This is a genomic window from Rhodobacter xanthinilyticus, assembly GCF_001856665.1.
Classification (GTDB): domain Bacteria; phylum Pseudomonadota; class Alphaproteobacteria; order Rhodobacterales; family Rhodobacteraceae; genus Rhodobacter; species Rhodobacter xanthinilyticus.
In genome coordinates, this window is the sequence record NZ_CP017782.1 from 190,236 (window position 1) to 206,935 (window position 16,700).

Annotated in this window: 14 protein-coding genes and 2 pseudogenes; 4 read left to right on the forward strand and 12 right to left on the reverse strand. The window is 62.0% G+C overall.

The features are described from left to right. Window positions 1-40 precede the first annotated feature (40 nt). Entirely contained in the window at window positions 41-169 is a 129-nt protein-coding gene (locus tag LPB142_RS19985) for a type VI secretion protein (RefSeq protein ID WP_001260374.1), read from the reverse strand. A 265-nt stretch (window positions 170-434) separates the two neighbouring features. On the opposite strand from LPB142_RS19985, the pseudogene LPB142_RS18785 reads away from it, so the two are divergent. Next, a pseudogene (locus LPB142_RS18785) lies at window positions 435-704 on the forward strand (hypothetical protein); the annotation flags it as partial. A gap of 366 nt (window positions 705-1,070) precedes the next feature. On the opposite strand, the gene LPB142_RS17770 reads toward LPB142_RS18785, so the two are convergent. The 11 genes and pseudogenes from LPB142_RS17770 to mobC form a co-directional block, all read right to left on the reverse strand. Beyond that, window positions 1,071-1,775, reverse strand: a complete 705-nt coding sequence (locus LPB142_RS17770) for an IS6-like element IS26 family transposase (RefSeq protein WP_001067855.1) — start codon at window positions 1,773-1,775, stop codon at window positions 1,071-1,073. A gap of 11 nt (window positions 1,776-1,786) precedes the next feature. Beyond that, window positions 1,787-2,638, reverse strand: a complete 852-nt coding sequence (locus LPB142_RS17775; RefSeq protein ID WP_071167423.1) for an AAA domain-containing protein — start codon at window positions 2,636-2,638, stop codon at window positions 1,787-1,789. 301 nt (window positions 2,639-2,939) lie between these two features. Beyond that, window positions 2,940-3,581, reverse strand: coding sequence for an exonuclease domain-containing protein (locus tag LPB142_RS19665; protein WP_232231054.1), 642 nt, complete (start codon window positions 3,579-3,581; stop codon window positions 2,940-2,942). After that, window positions 3,555-5,717 (reverse strand): annotated as a pseudogene (locus tag LPB142_RS17780) (DEAD/DEAH box helicase); the annotation flags it as partial. The pseudogene LPB142_RS17780 and the gene LPB142_RS19665, both read right to left, overlap by 27 nt. A gap of 9 nt (window positions 5,718-5,726) precedes the next feature. Beyond that, the gene (locus LPB142_RS17785) at window positions 5,727-7,037 is read right to left on the reverse strand and encodes an ATP-binding protein (protein ID WP_071167424.1); all 1,311 of its coding nucleotides are present in this window, start codon (window positions 7,035-7,037) and stop codon (window positions 5,727-5,729) included. Then, window positions 7,024-9,645 carry a tellurite resistance TerB family protein gene (locus LPB142_RS17790; protein ID WP_156894464.1) on the reverse strand — a complete coding sequence of 874 codons (2,622 nt, stop codon included), beginning with the start codon at window positions 9,643-9,645 and terminating at the stop codon, window positions 7,024-7,026. The genes LPB142_RS17785 and LPB142_RS17790 overlap by 14 nt, the downstream gene beginning before the upstream one ends. A 238-nt stretch (window positions 9,646-9,883) precedes the next feature. Beyond that, window positions 9,884-11,191: a HipA domain-containing protein gene (locus LPB142_RS17800; protein ID WP_071167426.1), complete on the reverse strand. Its 1,308-nt coding sequence runs from the start codon at window positions 11,189-11,191 to the stop codon at window positions 9,884-9,886. Further along, on the reverse strand, window positions 11,188-11,484 hold the full coding sequence (locus tag LPB142_RS17805; RefSeq protein WP_071167427.1) for a helix-turn-helix domain-containing protein: 297 nt from the start codon (window positions 11,482-11,484) through the stop codon (window positions 11,188-11,190). The genes LPB142_RS17800 and LPB142_RS17805 overlap by 4 nt, the downstream gene beginning before the upstream one ends. 174 nt (window positions 11,485-11,658) lie before the next feature. Then, window positions 11,659-11,904: a hypothetical protein gene (locus tag LPB142_RS17810; RefSeq protein ID WP_083392808.1), complete on the reverse strand. Its 246-nt coding sequence runs from the start codon at window positions 11,902-11,904 to the stop codon at window positions 11,659-11,661. A gap of 120 nt (window positions 11,905-12,024) precedes the next feature. Beyond that, entirely contained in the window at window positions 12,025-13,713 is a 1,689-nt protein-coding gene (locus tag LPB142_RS17815; protein WP_071167428.1) for a relaxase/mobilization nuclease domain-containing protein, read from the reverse strand. Window positions 13,714-13,819: 106 nt separating this feature from the next. Next, the gene (gene mobC / locus LPB142_RS19230; RefSeq protein ID WP_198037901.1) at window positions 13,820-14,179 is read right to left on the reverse strand and encodes a plasmid mobilization relaxosome protein MobC; all 360 of its coding nucleotides are present in this window, start codon (window positions 14,177-14,179) and stop codon (window positions 13,820-13,822) included. Window positions 14,180-14,894: 715 nt separating this feature from the next. Here mobC and LPB142_RS17825 point away from each other — a divergent pair. Genes LPB142_RS17825 through LPB142_RS17835 form a run of 3 tightly spaced genes read left to right on the forward strand, consistent with a single transcriptional unit; the run spans window position 14,895 to window position 16,533 of the window. Beyond that, window positions 14,895-15,620 carry a nucleotide-binding protein gene (locus LPB142_RS17825; protein ID WP_083392810.1) on the forward strand — a complete coding sequence of 242 codons (726 nt, stop codon included), beginning with the start codon at window positions 14,895-14,897 and terminating at the stop codon, window positions 15,618-15,620. After that, window positions 15,620-16,261 carry a hypothetical protein gene (locus LPB142_RS17830; RefSeq protein ID WP_071167431.1) on the forward strand — a complete coding sequence of 214 codons (642 nt, stop codon included), beginning with the start codon at window positions 15,620-15,622 and terminating at the stop codon, window positions 16,259-16,261. Before LPB142_RS17825 ends, LPB142_RS17830 begins: the two co-directional genes overlap by 1 nt. 20 nt (window positions 16,262-16,281) lie before the next feature. Continuing rightward, a complete protein-coding gene (locus tag LPB142_RS17835; protein WP_156894466.1) occupies window positions 16,282-16,533 on the forward strand; it encodes a hypothetical protein in 252 nt (83 codons plus the stop codon). The last annotated feature ends 167 nt before the right edge of the window (window positions 16,534-16,700 follow it).

Below are 16,700 nucleotides of genomic sequence, written 5' to 3' on the forward strand. Positions count from 1 at the left end.
ACCTCGCTAACGGATTCACCACTCCAAGAATTGGAGCCAATCAATTCTTGCGGAGAACTGTGAATGCGCAAACCAACCCTTGGCAGAACATATCCATCGCGTCCGCCATCTCCAGCAGCCGCACGCGGCGCATCTCGGGCAGCGTTGGGTCCTGGCCACGGGTGCGCATGATCGTGCTCCTGTCGTTGAGGACCCGGCTAGGCTGGCGGGGTTGCCTTACTGGTTAGCAGAATGAATCACCGATACGCGAGCGAACGTGAAGCGACTGCTGCTGCAAAACGTCTGCGACCTGAGCAACAACATGAATGGTCTTCGGTTTCCGTGTTTCGTAAAGTCTGGAAACGCGGAAGTCCCCTACGTGCTGCTGAAGTTGCCCGCAACAGAGAGTGGAACCAACCGGTGATACCACGATACTATGACTGAGAGTCAACGCCATGAGCGGCCTCATTTCTTATTCTGAGTTACAACAGTCCGCACCGCTGCCGGTAGCTATTGACTATCCGGCTGCACTAGCCCTGCGTCAGATGGCTCTGATCCAAGGCAAACTGCCAAAATATCTGCTGGCACCGGAAGTCAGCGCCCTGCACCATTATGTTCCGGATCTGCATCGCAGGATGCTGCTGGCTACCCTGTGGAACACCTACATCTGTATTAACGAAGCGCTGGCATTGACCCTGAGTGATTTTTCTCTGGTGCCGCCTTATCACTGTTGAAGGCCACCGCTCATCACGCGTTTGCTGACATTGAGCCCTGCCGGCCGATCGGCCTGAGACTCTCAGCACAGGAGACGGCGGGTGACGAGCGTATACTTTTTCGACGCTTGGTTGCGGTCGCGCTAGGCGTGGCCGCCGACGAACCCGCTGGTGTCGCCCTTGCGGAGCAGCGCAAGGCGGACCTTGCCACGACATCCCCTCGCCCGCCGATCGTCTAAATTCGTCGAGGTTAAGAAATTCCCGCTCCGGCGAGGCCATCACCATCACCGGCGTCAGGTAGTGGACATGGCAGCAGCGCACGCAGGGGCACTGTTGCAAAGTTAGCGATGAGGCAGCCTTTTGTCTTATTCAAAGGCCTTACATTTCAAAAACTCTGCTTACCAGGCGCATTTCGCCCAGGGGATCACCATAATAAAATGCTGAGGCCTGGCCTTTGCGTAGTGCACGCATCACCTCAATACCTTTGATGGTGGCGTAAGCCGTCTTCATGGATTTAAATCCCAGCGTGGCGCCGATTATCCGTTTCAGTTTGCCATGATCGCATTCAATCACGTTGTTCCGGTACTTAATCTGTCGGTGTTCAACGTCAGACGGGCACCGGCCTTCGCGTTTGAGCAGAGCAAGCGCGCGACCATAGGCGGGCGCTTTATCCGTGTTGATGAATCGCGGGATCTGCCACTTCTTCACGTTGTTGAGGATTTTACCCAGAAACCGGTATGCAGCTTTGCTGTTACGACGGGAGGAGAGATAAAAATCGACAGTGCGGCCCCGGCTGTCGACGGCCCGGTACAGATACGCCCAGCGGCCATTGACCTTCACGTAGGTTTCATCCATGTGCCACGGGCAAAGATCGGAAGGGTTACGCCAGTACCAGCGCAGCCGTTTTTCCATTTCAGGCGCATAACGCTGAACCCAGCGGTAAATCGTGGAGTGATCGACATTCACTCCGCGTTCAGCCAGCATCTCCTGCAGCTCACGGTAACTGATGCCGTATTTGCAGTACCAGCGTACGGCCCACAGAATGATGTCACGCTGAAAATGCCGGCCTTTGAATGGGTTCATGTGCAGCTCCATCAGCAAAAGGGGATGATAAGTTTATCACCACCGACTATTTGCAACAGTGCCCAAAGAAGCACACGCTTGCCCCTGCGTGCCATCTGCGCGATCAGTTCGCAGATCACCGTGGTCTTGCCCGATCCGGGCGGACCTTCCATCAATGCAAAATCAGGAGTGGCCAGGGCGCGGCGCACGAAGTCGCGCTGCTCGGACGCGCCGGGGCGATCGGGATCTGTCAGGACCATCCAATCTGGCTCAGGTTCTCGCAACATGGACGGCCAGTTGGCAGACTGCTCTGGCTGCAGCAGTCGTAGCAGCGGCAGATGGGCCGGATCCGGGCAGTTCTGAAGGGCGGCGATCGCTTCGAGCTGCTTGCGAAGCTGGTAGGTGTTCGGACGCAGCGCCAGGATCGTGCCCGCAGGCGGCAATGCGGCAAGATGCAACCTCCCTTCATCGGGGTCATGCGCCAGCACGTCGATTTCCACAAATTTCGGCTTTCTCATGCCGCTCTTTTGGAACGGCGCGTCGATCCATGAGATTTTTCTGACCTCGGGGTCGGTGAAGAGCCGAATTTCCGCATCGGACAATTCCGCACCATCATGTTTCGTCAGACGCACCCAGAAACCCTCGCTCGCTTTCCGCGAAAGTGGTGTGTCTTGCCGTTCTTTCGACTGCTTCGGCGTTCGCGGCTCGAACGTTGGCCCTTTTTGTTCGGCACTCCAGTCCGCGTGAGGAAGGTTGTCAGGGTTTTCCATCCGTTTTTTCGCGCCGGACAGATAATCGTAAGGCGCCTTCAATCCGTAAAAGACGTTTTTCATCAACATGTCGGGCCGATCCGGTTCGATCGCCGCGAAGGGGAGAAATGCCATCGGGTCAGTTACTCTCTGTGCGCGAATTCATGATCCGTCATAGCTTCTGAAGGGCGTCGATTGAATGTGATTGTGCGGGTGTATCAGCAAAAAAAGCGGGTGAATCCACACGCACAATTTGACGACGGGCGCGCGCTACGCCCCGCTTGATCGACTACGGAGGGCTGCCCACGCCTCTTGCTGCGGTGCGCTCGAATGGCTGGTTCCGAAATCGCTGCCGGGCGGGCCTAGAGGCCGGAACGGGCCGAACTCGTCACTCGGACAGATCTCACACGGTCTTGGGGGTGAAAACGCCCAAAATTCACACTTGGATCTCGAATATTTCTTCGAAGTTGCGCCCCATCCGCTGCTCCGCCAGAAGCACCACCATCGCCGCAGCACGCGCGTCTTCCGCAGCGTCGTGATGCGCGAAGTCGAGTCCGAGACGGTCCTTAAGATGCGCGAGGCCATGCCCCCCGTCGCCGCGGAATTCGGGCCAAGCGCAACGGGCGATCTTGACGCTGTCTTGCCACAGCCATGAGGGAGCCCGCACTCCTGCGAGTGCGAAGGCTCCCGCAATCGCGCGCTGATCGAAACCGCTGTGCTGAAAGATCACGTGACGGTTCAGCAGCGGCTCAAGCACTGCGATGACATCGAGAAACCTCGGCGCACCGCACACTTCGACCGGCCCGATCCCGTGCAGGCGCGTGTTGAAAGGGGAAAAGGGAACTTCCGGATCGATATAACTCGACCAGCTGTCGATCAATCCGTCGTGGCGCACACAGGCAAGGCCGATCTGACAGATGCTCGCGCAATCTCCGTTTGCGGTTTCGACATCCAGCGCGAGAAAACGATACTCAGCGCCCGGAAGCGGCGAAATTTCGCGCGATGTCGCACGGGCAGGCGCCGCCTTGGCGTGAGATGTGGCGCAGCCCTCAAGCAACTGGGCACATATCCTGGGCAAAACCCCTGCCTCCAACCGTGAACTGCATGCGTCTGCGCGCAGCAGACCCTCACCGAGATAGGGGTGATACGGTTCGAATATGAGGTTGGGCGAAGCCGCGAACAAATCCACCTCCGCCCCCTCGGCCCACTGCGCGAGCGTCTTTTCAAGGGGCTGTGCATCGGTGCCGGAAGCGAGCTCAAGAAACCCGTCATGGCGATCAACCTGATACCCGACGCCTTGCAAAGCCAGCGCAAGCGTCGCGGTCTTCACGGTGCCGCACCCCGTCGCAAGAAACCAGTTTCCCGGCCCGATATTCACGATGGCGGATTGCGCAAAGCCCGCGGCATGGTAATGGCAGCGCGCCTCGGCGAGGAGGTCAACCGCGGTCCGATCCATGTAGACCGGGCTCTGATCACCCGCATAGATATCGCGCATCTTTTCGATCACCCGGTCATGGATCAGCCCGGGCTCGCCCCCGAACCGGGGCGGCACTCCCCCCTGCGCGGGCTCGACCATGATGACCTTCGCGTCGGTGTCGATTTCTCGAACACTCCAGCGACGTCCCGAGAAGATCAGCATCATTCCGGGGGCAAGGATATTGTCGAGCGGGATTGTTCCGAGGTCGCGGCCCGCCGAAATCAGCCGGTATTCCTCGGGCGTCGGGAAAACGGCATAGAACCCATAGTGCTCGACCAGTTTTTCACCGCGCGGGCCGAGCAACAGGAGCCCGTTGGCGGCCTGTTCGATCAGCCCGGCCTCGGCGCGTCCGATCGCCCGCAATACGTCCGTGAAGAGCGGCGGAGAGACCTGACGGAAAGGACCTTCCCTGCACAGCAGCCGATACAACTGTGAAGCCGAAGCGCCGCCCTGCCCCGCAATCACCGAGAGAACCTGATGCACAAGCGTCGATAGATGCAGCTGATCAGCGCGTGGAGGCTCGCACCAACCCTCAAGCAAAAGCTCGATCATCGCCACCGCCCGCACAAGGCCGAGCCGCAGCCGGTCGACAAGCCCGCTTTGCGGCGTCAACCGCGTCTCGACAGAATACTGCCGCAAGATCGCGGGCTGGCCCGCGCGGCGCCCCGAACGCCCAAGCCGTTGGCGCAAAGCGGCCACGCTGAACGGCGCGCCGATCTGCGCCACACAGGTGACATCCCCGATGTCGATGCCCAGTTCGAGCGTCGATGTGCAGATCGCGGTTGTAGGTTGGGTCGGGTCCTTCAGCCGTTTTTCGACGAAATCGCGATGTTCGCGCGACAAGGAGGCATGGTGAGGATAGAATTCCTGCGGCAGGCGGGCCTCTTCGCAGCGCGCACGCAGCCGGTCGGCATAGATTTCAACGGACTGCCGCGCCCCGGCAAAGACCAGATTGTCGCTTCCGCGCAGATGATCGAAGAGATGCGCGGCAATCGCATCGGTGGCCGAGGGGCCGCTTTCGTTATCCTCACCCGAGAGGTAACCGCGCAGTTGCAAGCGCAACTCTGCCTCGCCCCCCGACGCCTCGATCAGCGCGACCGTTTCGGGGGCGTCGGGGCGCAGATAGCGCCGTGCAAGGCCCATGTCGCCCAGCGTCGCCGAAAGGCCGATCCGCCGCAACGAATGGCCCGTGGCCTGTTCCAGCCGGGTTAAAAGCGAGCGCACCTGCACGCCGCGCTCGCTGTCGAGGATGGAATGGAGTTCATCAAGCACCACGCTGCGCGTGGCGCCGAAAAGGCGCGGGATTTCAAGTCCGCGCCGCACGAACAGCGCCTCGAGCGATTCCGGCGTGATCAGAAGGATGCCGCGCGGGGCCTTGAGGGCGCGCGCTTTCACCGAGGCCGCGACATCGCCATGCCACGGTACAACAGGCAAGCCGCTCTCGGCACAAATATCCTCAAGCCGTCGCGCCTGATCGGTGATCAAGGCCTTGAGCGGACCGATATAAAGCAGATCAAAACCCGGTTCGGCGGCGGGGGCGTCCAACACCTGCGAAATCAGCGGCAGGAAGGCCGCCTCTGTCTTGCCCCCTGCCGTGGCGGCGGCGAGGATCAGATCGCCGTGCCCGTCACAAATTGCGCCAATCGCGCGGCTCTGAATGTCGCGCAACTCGCGCCACCCCTGCGCGCGGATCCATTTCTGAACCGGGCGGGCGAGTTTCTCGAAAGCGCCGCTCACGCCCTTCCCCTACAGCCGGAAACTGACAAGCTCGTCATCACCTTGCGGCGGCGCGGCCCCGGTCGTTTCGTCGACATCGCTCATGTCATCGCCCTGATCGGGGCGCACCTCGATGCCGGTGATCAGATCGGACCAGGCGACGCCGGGATTTTGTTGCAGCACGGCCAGAAGGTTGACGAAGGCGGTGACCGTGTTGCGCGGGGTGCGGAAATAAGCCTCGCCGATGCGTTCCGAACAATGCGCCATGAAGGCTTCAAGCGCGGCATCGGGAACCATCTCGTCTTCGTGCTGCATGACCGCGCGGATGTTGTGCAAGAGCACGAACAGATCCTCGGGCGTCAGGCTGGCAAGCCGCATCACTGGCCCGGACAGATCAACCAGCCCTTCGCGCGCGAAGCTGTTTTCCGCAAGCCGCGATTGCAGCGCCTCGTAGCTGTAAAGACCGCGCCGGGTGTTCATCAGGAATTCCGGTGTGCCCCCCATCAGGAACCCCAGATTTTCGGCGCTGCCTTGCAGCACATCATTGAGAATGCGCAGAATCTGCTCGTAATTCGCGTTACGGGCCTGCGCCGAGGTCAGCTTGAACAGGTTCACCATCTCGTCAAGCCCGACGAGCAGCCCCTTGTAGCCCGCCGCGCGCACGAAGGCCGACATCAGCTTGAGATGATCATAGACGCTTGCATCGTCAACGATCGTGCGCACGCCAAGCGCCTTGCGCGCATCGGTGCGGGTGGCGAACTCGGCGCGCAACCAACGCAGCGCCGCCGACTTCAACTCTTCATCGCCCGCCTCATGCCCCTCCCAGTAGCGGCGGATGACCTCGGCAAAGTCGAAGCCGCCGGTCAATTCCTCGAAATGCGCCAGCCGCGCGCGGATCACCATTCCCGTCGGCGTATCGTTCTGTTCCGCCTCCCGTTGCGCTTGCGAAACGAAGCGTTCGACAACACTGGCCAGCGCGCCGCCATCTGACTTTGTCCGCGTCGCGAGATTGCGCGCCATCTCGGCATAAAGCCCGCGCGCCTGCCCGCCGGAGGCATGCAAACGCCGATCCGGGGCCAGATCGGCATACATCACCACGAGCCCCTTTTCCAACGCCACCAACCGGATCAGGTTCATGAAGAACGTCTTGCCCGACCCGTATTCGCCGATCACGAAGCGGATTGCGGCACCGCCATCGGCGATGCGTTCGATATCCCGAACCAGTTCCTCAATTTCGCGCACGCGGCCGACCTGAAGATGGCGGAGCCCCTGCTTCGGGACGACACCAGCGCGCAGCGCCTGCACGATCGCATCGCGCTCACGGGGTTTAAGCGTCGACATTCTCTTCCTCCTTGGCAAATTGCCCCCGCACCGCAGCGGCAATCTGCGGCGACACATCATATCCGTCGTAAGCGTCCAGAAGCGCCTCGTCGTGCGTCTCAAAAGCCCATTCGTTGATCGCCTCCAGCGCACCGGCGGGCATCAGCCCGTGCCGTTTGCAGGCGGCATCGAACGCCTCTTCGGTCAAATGGGTGCAGTTGATAATTTCTAGCACCAGCTCGGAAGCGGCCGGATCCAGCCCCTTTATGACCGGTTCTTTGCCGCCGGAAGCGGCAGGCTCGGGCTGCGATGCCTCCTCCTGCTCTTCGCCAGGCGCGCCGAAAATCTCGCCCAAGACCGAGGAAACGCGGGCCGTATCCGAGCGGATCGCCGCGATAAGCGCCGGATCGAGCGCGCGCCGGGGTGCCGATGCCTGATCCGAGATCGGCTCGCCCGGGGCTCCGGCGCTGGCGGGCCTGACCCGAACCGGGACATCATCGCCAGCATGGATATCGGAGTAGACAAGCCCCGGATCGAGGCCAAGCGCACGGTAGAGCTTCTCGATCTGCACGACTTCCTCTGGCTGGATCAAGCCATCGGCGTGGGCGGCGGCCACCAGCGCGGCACGCAGGGCGCTTTGCATGTCGGGGCCGGCCTCCTTGAGCTTGCGGCGCAAAAGCGCGATGTCGGGCGGCACGGCAAGGTGCCATTCCATGTTGGCTTTCAGCTGTAACCGCTCAGGTTCAGAGATTTGGTCTGCCCGCGCGATCCGCGCCAGAAGCGCCTGCCGCTCCGGTTCGGACACCACACCATCTGCCAGCACGACCACGGCGCCAAGCGCCAGTTCGAGCAGCGCCAGCCGGTAGGCCGCAGACAAATCCTCCAGATTCTCGACCGGTGCCTCGAGCGCAAAAATCACCAGCGGCTCGTCGATTTTCGGGGCGCGCAAGGCAAAGCGCGGATCGGGCGCAAGCCCGAAGCCGATGCGGGCCAGCGTGTCGGCAGCCCCCGTCAGCTGAGCCTTGGTAAGTTTATCGGGCCGCTTGTCCTCAAGCCTGGCGATCATCTCCACCGCTGGAACAATCCCTCCCGCAGCCACGCGCTCCGATGCCCAGGCCCTCAGCTCTTCCAGCTGCTTCGAGGGGAACAGTTCACGCAATTCAGGTGGCAGCAAGGCATGGGCCTCAAGACTCCCACGACCTTCCGGGTTGCGCCCAAGATAGCGGCTGAACCTTTCAAGCGCTTCCGTAACCTCATCGGCGATTTCCTGGGCGATCTCGACTGGCTTCCGGACGCCCGAAATATCGGGCAGGGGCTTGCCGTCGAACCTTGGCGAAAGATCGGCATGAAACTCCTGTGACGCGGCCTGATACCGGGCATCGAGGGTCTTGCGAGGCTTGGTGACCTTCAAACCTTCGGGAAATCGCTCTTCGAAACGCAGCCGAAAGAGCGCACGAAATTCTTCGGCACATCGCTTCGATGCGGTTCGCATCGGGTGCTCGGGATGGCAGATCAGCCAGCTGAGCGTCCAATCCCAGCCAAGCGGTACCCCCTGCGCAATTTTCGTGCCGATCGCCGCCTTCACGCCAAAGGGCAGCTCCCAGCCATGAAAATCGAACACAGGCTCCGACGCGGCGGGATCACGAACCGCGATCTGCGCGATCTGAATGAACTCGCCCAGATAACGCTGTGCCGATCCGTTGTGCGCATAAACCGATGCAAGCCGCCTGACTTCCTCGAGGATCTCACGCTTTTCCTCTTCGGGCGCCTGGTCCATGAAGAAACGACGTTCAAGTCCATAGAAATACAGGAACATGTAGCCCGGGTTATAGCTGGCATCCCTGCGGCCATCTGCAAGCCAATCCAGATAGGTGGCCCGGCAAACCGGGGAAATTTCCGAATAACTTGGCCAGTAGGGCATCTGGCGCCCATCCTTGTCGCTCCCGACAGGGGCGACCGGAAGCGCGGGGTCAATGAACGGACGGCTCTTGGTGTAATAGCCGTCGCCCCCAAGGCGCAGCGGAGTGCCGACATAGACCATCCCATCGATGTCGCGTCCGGCAAGATCGACTCGCTGTCCATGTGGCACCCATCCTTGCCGCGGTGGCGCCGGGCGCGGGCGATCTTCCTGCACACGCCCGAGATCATCTCCCTGCTGTGTGAATCGTTCCAGATTGCGCTCGCTCTGTGCCTGTTTGAGTTCTTCGATGCGCTCAAGACGCGCCCGGCGAGCCTCGGAGGTTGGCTCGCCCTCCAAGGTTCTGGGGCCTGTGCCTTCGACCGCTTGCGAAGCCTGAGCGGCCTCGCGCCTCGCCTGCAGTTCCGCGTGACCTTGCATGTTCTGCGCAGTTGTTCCAACCGGAAGCGGAGGCGGGTTCACGGTTCTAACTCGGGCGTTTTCCGTCAGCGACTGGTCTTGCGCGGCTTGCAAGAGTTCCCGCATGCGCCGCCGTTTGCGGCGCCGTCTTTCTTGCACCGATACCAGAAGCACTGGGCCTCCGAAGGCCAGAGCCATCTGCGCGCCGACGGGCCAGTCTTGCAGCGCCAGCACGACCACGAACATGCAAATCACAAAATACAGTGCGAAAAAGAAGACGACCCGAAGGACAGTGACAAGGGCGGCGAGCATTGCGGATCTCAAATGTCTGCGGTGGATATCACATCAGTCTGAGCGATCGCTGAAATTTAAGCAACAAGTCTACGAAGTCCGGCAACACGGATTGGCCTCGAAACTGATCCGGGGAAGATTGGCGCCGCACGTGCAATACCTCATGCGGATCTTCGGCGCCTAAGCGACTGCTTCGACGTGCCTCTTGGGCCATCTGCCTGACGATAAAAGGGCTTTACTGAAACGCCTTGGCGCCGACCTACAGCCGCCCCGCCATGCGTAGCGCGTTCGCCTCGACAGCTTCGGCGGTCTGCACGACATATCCTTCGCTGGCCCCTCGCAGCGCCGCAACCTCGGCGGAAACAGCGACCCTTTTCGCCACAAGCGCATCCACCAGCTGACGGACCCGAGTCTTGACATCGCTCGGCCGATAGCCGTTCGCGCGGGCGAGCGCCTCCCAGTGGCGCCCTGCAATCATGTTCGGGGTGCGCCTCTTGTCAGCAATGTTCTGTGCATAGCTTTGCACGACGTGCGGCCAAGGGAGTACGGTCGAGACGTCATAGAGCGGCGCGAGGCTCGGAGCAGAACCCACGGGCAGGAGCAGCGAATAATTCTTCGCATGCGCATCGGTGTTGGCCACGAGGATGTTGAAAATGACCTGATCGAGCAATGCGAGGGCGTCTTTTGCGCTGCAATGGCGCGCCGTCGCGAGCAGCGTCTTGAGATCAAGGCCCGGCCGCGTGCCGCGCTCGTATTTGCGCCCCGGCGGCAGGCCATTGGCCTGAGCGAAGTCCTCCTGATGCAGGCGGTTGATCTGACCGCCGCGCCCCAGCCTTCGATCATAGCGCAGCACAGCGATCGCGGCGCGCTTTGAGGCTTGCAGGATCGTCGCCTCGGCCGCCTCGATGCCGATCGCCTGAGCCATCCGCAGACACCAGACCTCGTTCTCGGTGATGCCGGGCAGGTGGGGGTTGTCCGGCTTCACGATCAAGGTTGAGGGCGCCCCGTTGCGCGGCACCGCCAGCCTGTCCCCTTTCTGCGGCAAGCGCAGCACCGGGGCGCCATCCGGCCCCAGAACACTCAGCGCCGATTTTTTCTGCCCGCCCGCCAAGGACTGCCGCACGCCGTCTTCCCCGACCAGAAACGGCCTGCGCCCGAGATCTTCGAAATGGCGTTCCAACGCTTCATGCGGATCTTCGGTCAGGTAGAGCTGCGTCAGGGGCATGTAAGACCACCGGCTGCGATCCGTCGGCACCCCGAACGAGAAGGCCCCCGCCGTATCGCCGCCAATCTCTTGCAGCAGTGCCAGAACATCCGCCTGATCGAGACCAAGGGCGCGTGTCAGGCCCGCCAGTTGCTCCTCTTCGGGCAGCAGATTGGCAAGCCAAGGCGAGAGGGCTTCCGAACAGTGGGGCTCGGCGCGCAGCGGCATCGTTACCGAGAGCGGGAAGGCGCCCGCCGTCTGCAGCCAGCGCGCGGCATAGTGCAGAGTGAGCGACCCGTCGGCGGCCACCTCGATCTGCCCGACCTCGAGCGCGTCGAACCAGATCGGAACCCTCACGCTCACCGATAATCCCCCAAGTCATAGCCCTGGCCATTCGACCCACCGGCTTCACCGGGCCTTGATGTGCGATCCTCCAGAAGATCGGCAAGAGGCACGCGCAGGGCGCGGGCAATCCTTGCGAGGGTCGTCACCCGGGCATCGCGCTTGGCGGTCTCGATCAGCGACAGCGCGGGCGCGCTGATGCCAGTCAGACACGCCAGCTGCTCGAGGTTGAGCCCCTGCGCGACCCGCGTGGCACGCAGGCGCCTCCCGATAAGGCCGAGAAGGGCGTCCAGCTCATCTGTGTGATCAGGCATCCGGGCCACCTTACCGATTTCGATAAAAATAGCACTCCAAGGCACATTCCTCAAGCTATCTTATCCTTTTCAATAAGATTAGGCAGGAGGCGATCCGGAAGTAGAAATATTACCTTTTTCGGTAAGACGATCGCAAGAACGGCACCCGCAAGCCCCTACGGGGAGCAGCCTCCGCTATCTCCTGTGCATCCGCTCCAGAGCCTTTTCGACCGTGGGCCCCAGAACCAGCAGCGCGATGATGGTGATCATGGGCGAGAAGAACAGCGTCAGAAGGAGCCATCCGAACACCGACCTGCCACGCTCCGCCGCCATCGTTGCCGGAACCCAGATCGAGATCCAGAACAGGAAGATAACCAGCACAAAAAACAAGACCGCCGTAGAATCCATTTGGATCTCCATCCCCCAGACAACAATCTTCATCGGGAAAAACCTCCTGAGACGAAAGCGCCCTCCCCCGAGGTCATAATAGCAGTCTTGCCGTAACAGAGGCGGCATCGGCCGGTCAGAGCGTTCCTCAGCAAGTTAGGCAACAGGGCGCTTCTATTCCAGTTCCCGATCTTCGTTGCGGTGTCGCACCTCCGCCCGCTCTGCCTCCCGCAAGGTCACACCCATGCCAGGATGGGCCCGCGCCGCGACGGTGAACGCCAGCGCCACCGCTTGCCTCTCCCGCTTTTCCGGGAAGTCCTGCATCAGCGCGTCGGTCCGCCCCGCCGCCAGATCCGTCGCAACCCCCTTCCCATATCTCTGGCGCAGATCCGCCGCGAAACGTTGCGCCTCTTCGTCCGACCCGAAACACACCGTGCCGGTCGCCGCAATCGTCCGGGCCATCGCGCGCATCGTCCCGAGGAGCCGTGCGGACTGCGCATCGGTTTCGCGCCGGTGACCGGCATCGATCAATGCTTCGGCCTGTTCATGGAACTGCCGGAGCGTGAAGCCGGCCTGCCCCCTCTGCTTCCGGTCTTCGAGATCGAGGTTGCGATGCGCCGCGACAGCGCGCAGATCGTCCCGAACCCAAAGCCGTTCCTCGAAGGCATTCGCGGGGCCGCGGTCGATACGCTCTCTCAACCGCCGGGGTTCGAGGCCGATCTGAACCCCGAGCGCCGATATCTTTTCGCTGATGTCCAAAGGCGGATCGCACATGCCCGGCAGGCCATGCCGCATCGCGTCCGCGCGCCGCAAAGCCACCGACCGACCGTAGATCTCCGACTGCGCCGGCATCTCCAGCAACTGCACGCCGCGCCGATCCCCAAGCCCGTCGAGAACTTCGCGGGCATGGCCGAACAATTCCTTGCGCAGCACCAGTTGCTCCTGTTCCGGCCGCGCCCCGATCCGCTCCAGCGCCTGCCCCATCCAACCTTCGAAATGCCGCTCGAGATCGACACGGCTCTCGCGGTGCTCGGAGGCAGGGAAAGCACTCACGATACCGCCACGGACCAAGGCCGCCTCGGCGGCACCGATCCGCGTGGCGATCTCGTCGAGCCCGGTCAAGGCGGCCAGATGCGCAAGCCCGCGCAGGGTTTCGGCGGAGCGGGTCATGCTTGACAGGGCCTCATCCAGCGCCCGACCCTCGCGCATCCTCTCCTCGGGCGCACGGCCCTGCGCCTTCGCCCGCTCGATCTCGGCCCGGCTCGGACCGTAGCTCAGAATCCCCCGCTCGGCCCGCGAGGTGGCATCGAGAAACACCCCCTCTTCCGCCGCGATCTCGACCATCCGGGTTTTCATCATGTCGAGATTGAACGCATGCTCGCGGGCCATGTAGAACCACTGCCCGTCGATCAGACCGCGGTTGTTCACCACGACATGCACATGCGGATGCGCCCGGTCGGTGTGCAGCGCCGCGACATAGGCCCATTCCTCCGCCTGATGCGCCCCGGACTGAAACATCTCGAAGGCCCAGGCCTCGGCGATCAGCTTCGCCTTCTCTGGCGCGACATGCGAGGGAAAGCTGAGCAGAAGATGGCTCGTGTGCCCGTTCTTCGGTGCGCCGCGCCAGTCATCGCCCCAGGCCTCTGCGATCTCGCGGCGTTCCTCGGCGGCAAGTCCGCGCGCGTTGGGATCATGGGCGACGGCATTGCCAAAAATCGCCTCGGACTTCGAGAACAGGTAATCGAACTGCGCCCGCAAATCCTTGGCTGTATGCGTCCCGCCCCGATTGATCTTCTTGATCACCGCCGCGTTCGATCCAAGCGCAAAGCGCCAAAGCTGCGCCGCCCGGGGCGAAAAGCGCACAAACCCTGCCCCGCTCGTTCCCCGCGCACGCCCCCGCTGCGGTCGCAACACATCAAGATCGCCAAGCAGGGCGTCAACGACACCTCGGCCGGGCCGTGTCGCAAGCTTAGCCAACCTGGTGCCCCTGATGCTCTGCCACGAACTTCCGGTAGAGGGTCACGCCCCGCCGACGCCGCTCACTGATCACCTGCGACAGGGTCGCGCGCAGCACCGGTAGCCTCAAGCGCAACTCGTCGATTCCGGCCCACTGCTCCTTGACCATCGACACCCTGCCCCGGTTCGCCGCCAGCGCGATCTGGTTCACATTGACCCCGATCTTGTGCAACTCGCGCTGGATGCCATCGAGCCGTGCCGCATCTTCCGGGCCGAATTCCAGAAACCCCGCGCTCATGCGGATGATCGCCCGAATCCCGTCCGATCGGGATTTCACGCCAAGCTGGTCGCAGAGCGCATCGAAAGCCGCCACCTCTTCTGCGGGCAGCCTGCACGAGACCACCTGCCCGCAACCCTCCTTCTGGGGCCTTCCCCGACCCGGGCGCGTGCCCCCTTCCCTACCGGGCTCCGCCACCGACCGCTCCGGCGCAATTCGCGGGCCGGGGGGAGCTTCAGGCGCATTATCTCGAAGGGTTTTTTTCTTCACCGTCACACTCATTATTTTTTGTAGACATCACGCATTTCCTGCCACCACCCTTACTCTTATCTTTCTCCCTTTTGCAATCGCAACCATGAGGCGATTCAGCACACTTGCGAAAGACGTTTACGCAAGGTAAGCCGCCGATCACCGAACGCCTTTCGCGGCTCCCTCATCGCGACAAGCTGTTCGCGCAAACGTCCTTCCCTCCACCGGGAGAGGGCAATCAATGTGATAAAAATCAACGCCGTAACATGTTGTTATGGCGCAATGTTGCCCCGCCATTCCTAGACCGGGGACCGAGAAAGGACGAGTGAGATGCGTAGTCAGGCATCAGCGACGTGCGCTCTGCAGCGCGCAAAAAATCAACCGTAAGATGATATCAGATAAAAGCGAGACGCGATAAGTCAAACGACTTTCGCTTTTCGCTTTATGTTCTGCGCAATTCGCATTGCGCGGGATGAATTTCGATATTCACACAGTGAATAATTCAAACGGTGTTCCGCGATCAGATAGATGCCTTCGGCACGCCGCAAGATGAGGAAGTTTCATGAGTAACGGGATACGCGTCGTTCTGGTGATGAACCGAAAAGGCGGATCGGGCAAAAGCACGCTCTGCCGCGCGCTGGCCTCGGCCGCAGCCGCAAGGGGGGAAACGGTGACGATCTTCGACACCGACACCTCGCGTTCCTGCCTGCACTGGATGGCCGCCGGACGCACAGCGGGAAACTGGTCGCCCCTCGTCGAGGTCGTGCATTCGCTTGATGCTTTCGAGATCACAGAGGCCATCGCGCAGATCTATGAACAACCCGACCAGGAGCATCTGGTGCTGATCGACACGTTCGGCGGCGGGGCAGAAGCACAGGACATGCTGGCGATTGCCGCGCATCGCATCGTCTCGCCGATGATGCTGTCGCGCGGCGATCTGAGCGAAACCCGCGAAACGGCAAGCTGGTACATGAACCTGCGCGGCCGGGTCGATCGCCCCGAGGAGTTGCCGGGGTTTTCCGTGATCCTGAACCGGGTGCCCCTGCGCGTCTCGGAAGCGGAACGGGCCGTGGCGCAGGAACTGTTCGCCGCCCTGCCCGCCTGCGAGGCGTTCCTTTCAAACCGCACGGCCTATGTGCGGATGGATCGCGAAGGACTGCTGGGCGAGATCGCGGAGCATACCCCGAACCGCGGCCTTGCCACCCATGTGCTCAATGCCGTGAAGGAGGCAGCAGAGTTGCTCGACGAGATCGACCGGATGATCGCCGCTCCGATGGAGGTCGCGTGATGGCCCCGCGCAAGGACATGATGCGGGTCATTCGCCGCGATGCAGGGTTTTCCGCGACGCTGGGATTTGGCGAAAGCGCGGGCGATCCGAAAGAAGACCGCTCGCCGGCTTCAAACGCCCGCGACCTGGAGACCTCGGCGCTTGCGACCGGGGTGGAAGCCGGGAAGGAGACAGGTTTCGGCGTGATGGCTTCGGCGGCGATCGAGGAGCGCGCGGCCGCCACAGAGGCCGCTGCGAACCACGAGGCAGAAACACCCGACACGCCTCAAGGCGTGGTGAAAACGACGGTCGTTTACGTCGCCGTTTCTCTCACCGCAGCGCAGGCGCCGCGCGTCGAAGCCTGGGCCAAAGCCGCGCGATGCCCGGTCCCCTTCCTGATCCGGCGTGTCGCGCAGGGGCTGCGGGATGATCTCTGCCGCGACTGGAAAGACACCGGCTGGCCGGAGGTCTGCGAACGACGGGGCGCCCGAGGTCGGCATCCAACCAGCGTGACGTTGACCCTGCCCGAAACCTTCGTCGCCGAACTCAGCGCGCGGCACGACCCGCTCGGCATCATCGGGCTCGGCCGCGCCATGGGGCCCGCGTTTCGGGCGCGGTTCGAAGTGGCTTTCGACGCCGCACTTGCCGAATCCGGCTTTTGAAATCCATCGAGGGACCAGTCATGAGTGATGAGAAAAAGTCTGCACCACCGTCGTTGCCGCATCAGGCGATCGACATCGGCCTGCCCGTCGAATGGATGCTCGACCCGCACGATCAGACGAACGTGCTCGGAGTCGTCTACGAATTCTCGCAGTCGAAGGAGCGCAAGATCGTCTGGTACACCGCCAACAAGCGCCGAGCGAAGAATTTCAACGTCGTGCGGGATTTGGCCTTCACCGATGGCGCCCCGGAGACCTCGCCAGAAACGCCATGAGTGCCGCCGTAACCCCATGATAATGCAATATTTGTGGCGCCACTCAGCGGAAACCCGCAGTTCGGCGCAACAAACCCATGCTATTCAATTAGTTAGATCAAGAACTGCACGCGAGCGGATCAGCCTCGCGCAGGTTTGGACGGCAAACCAGCCGCAGGGCCAAGACT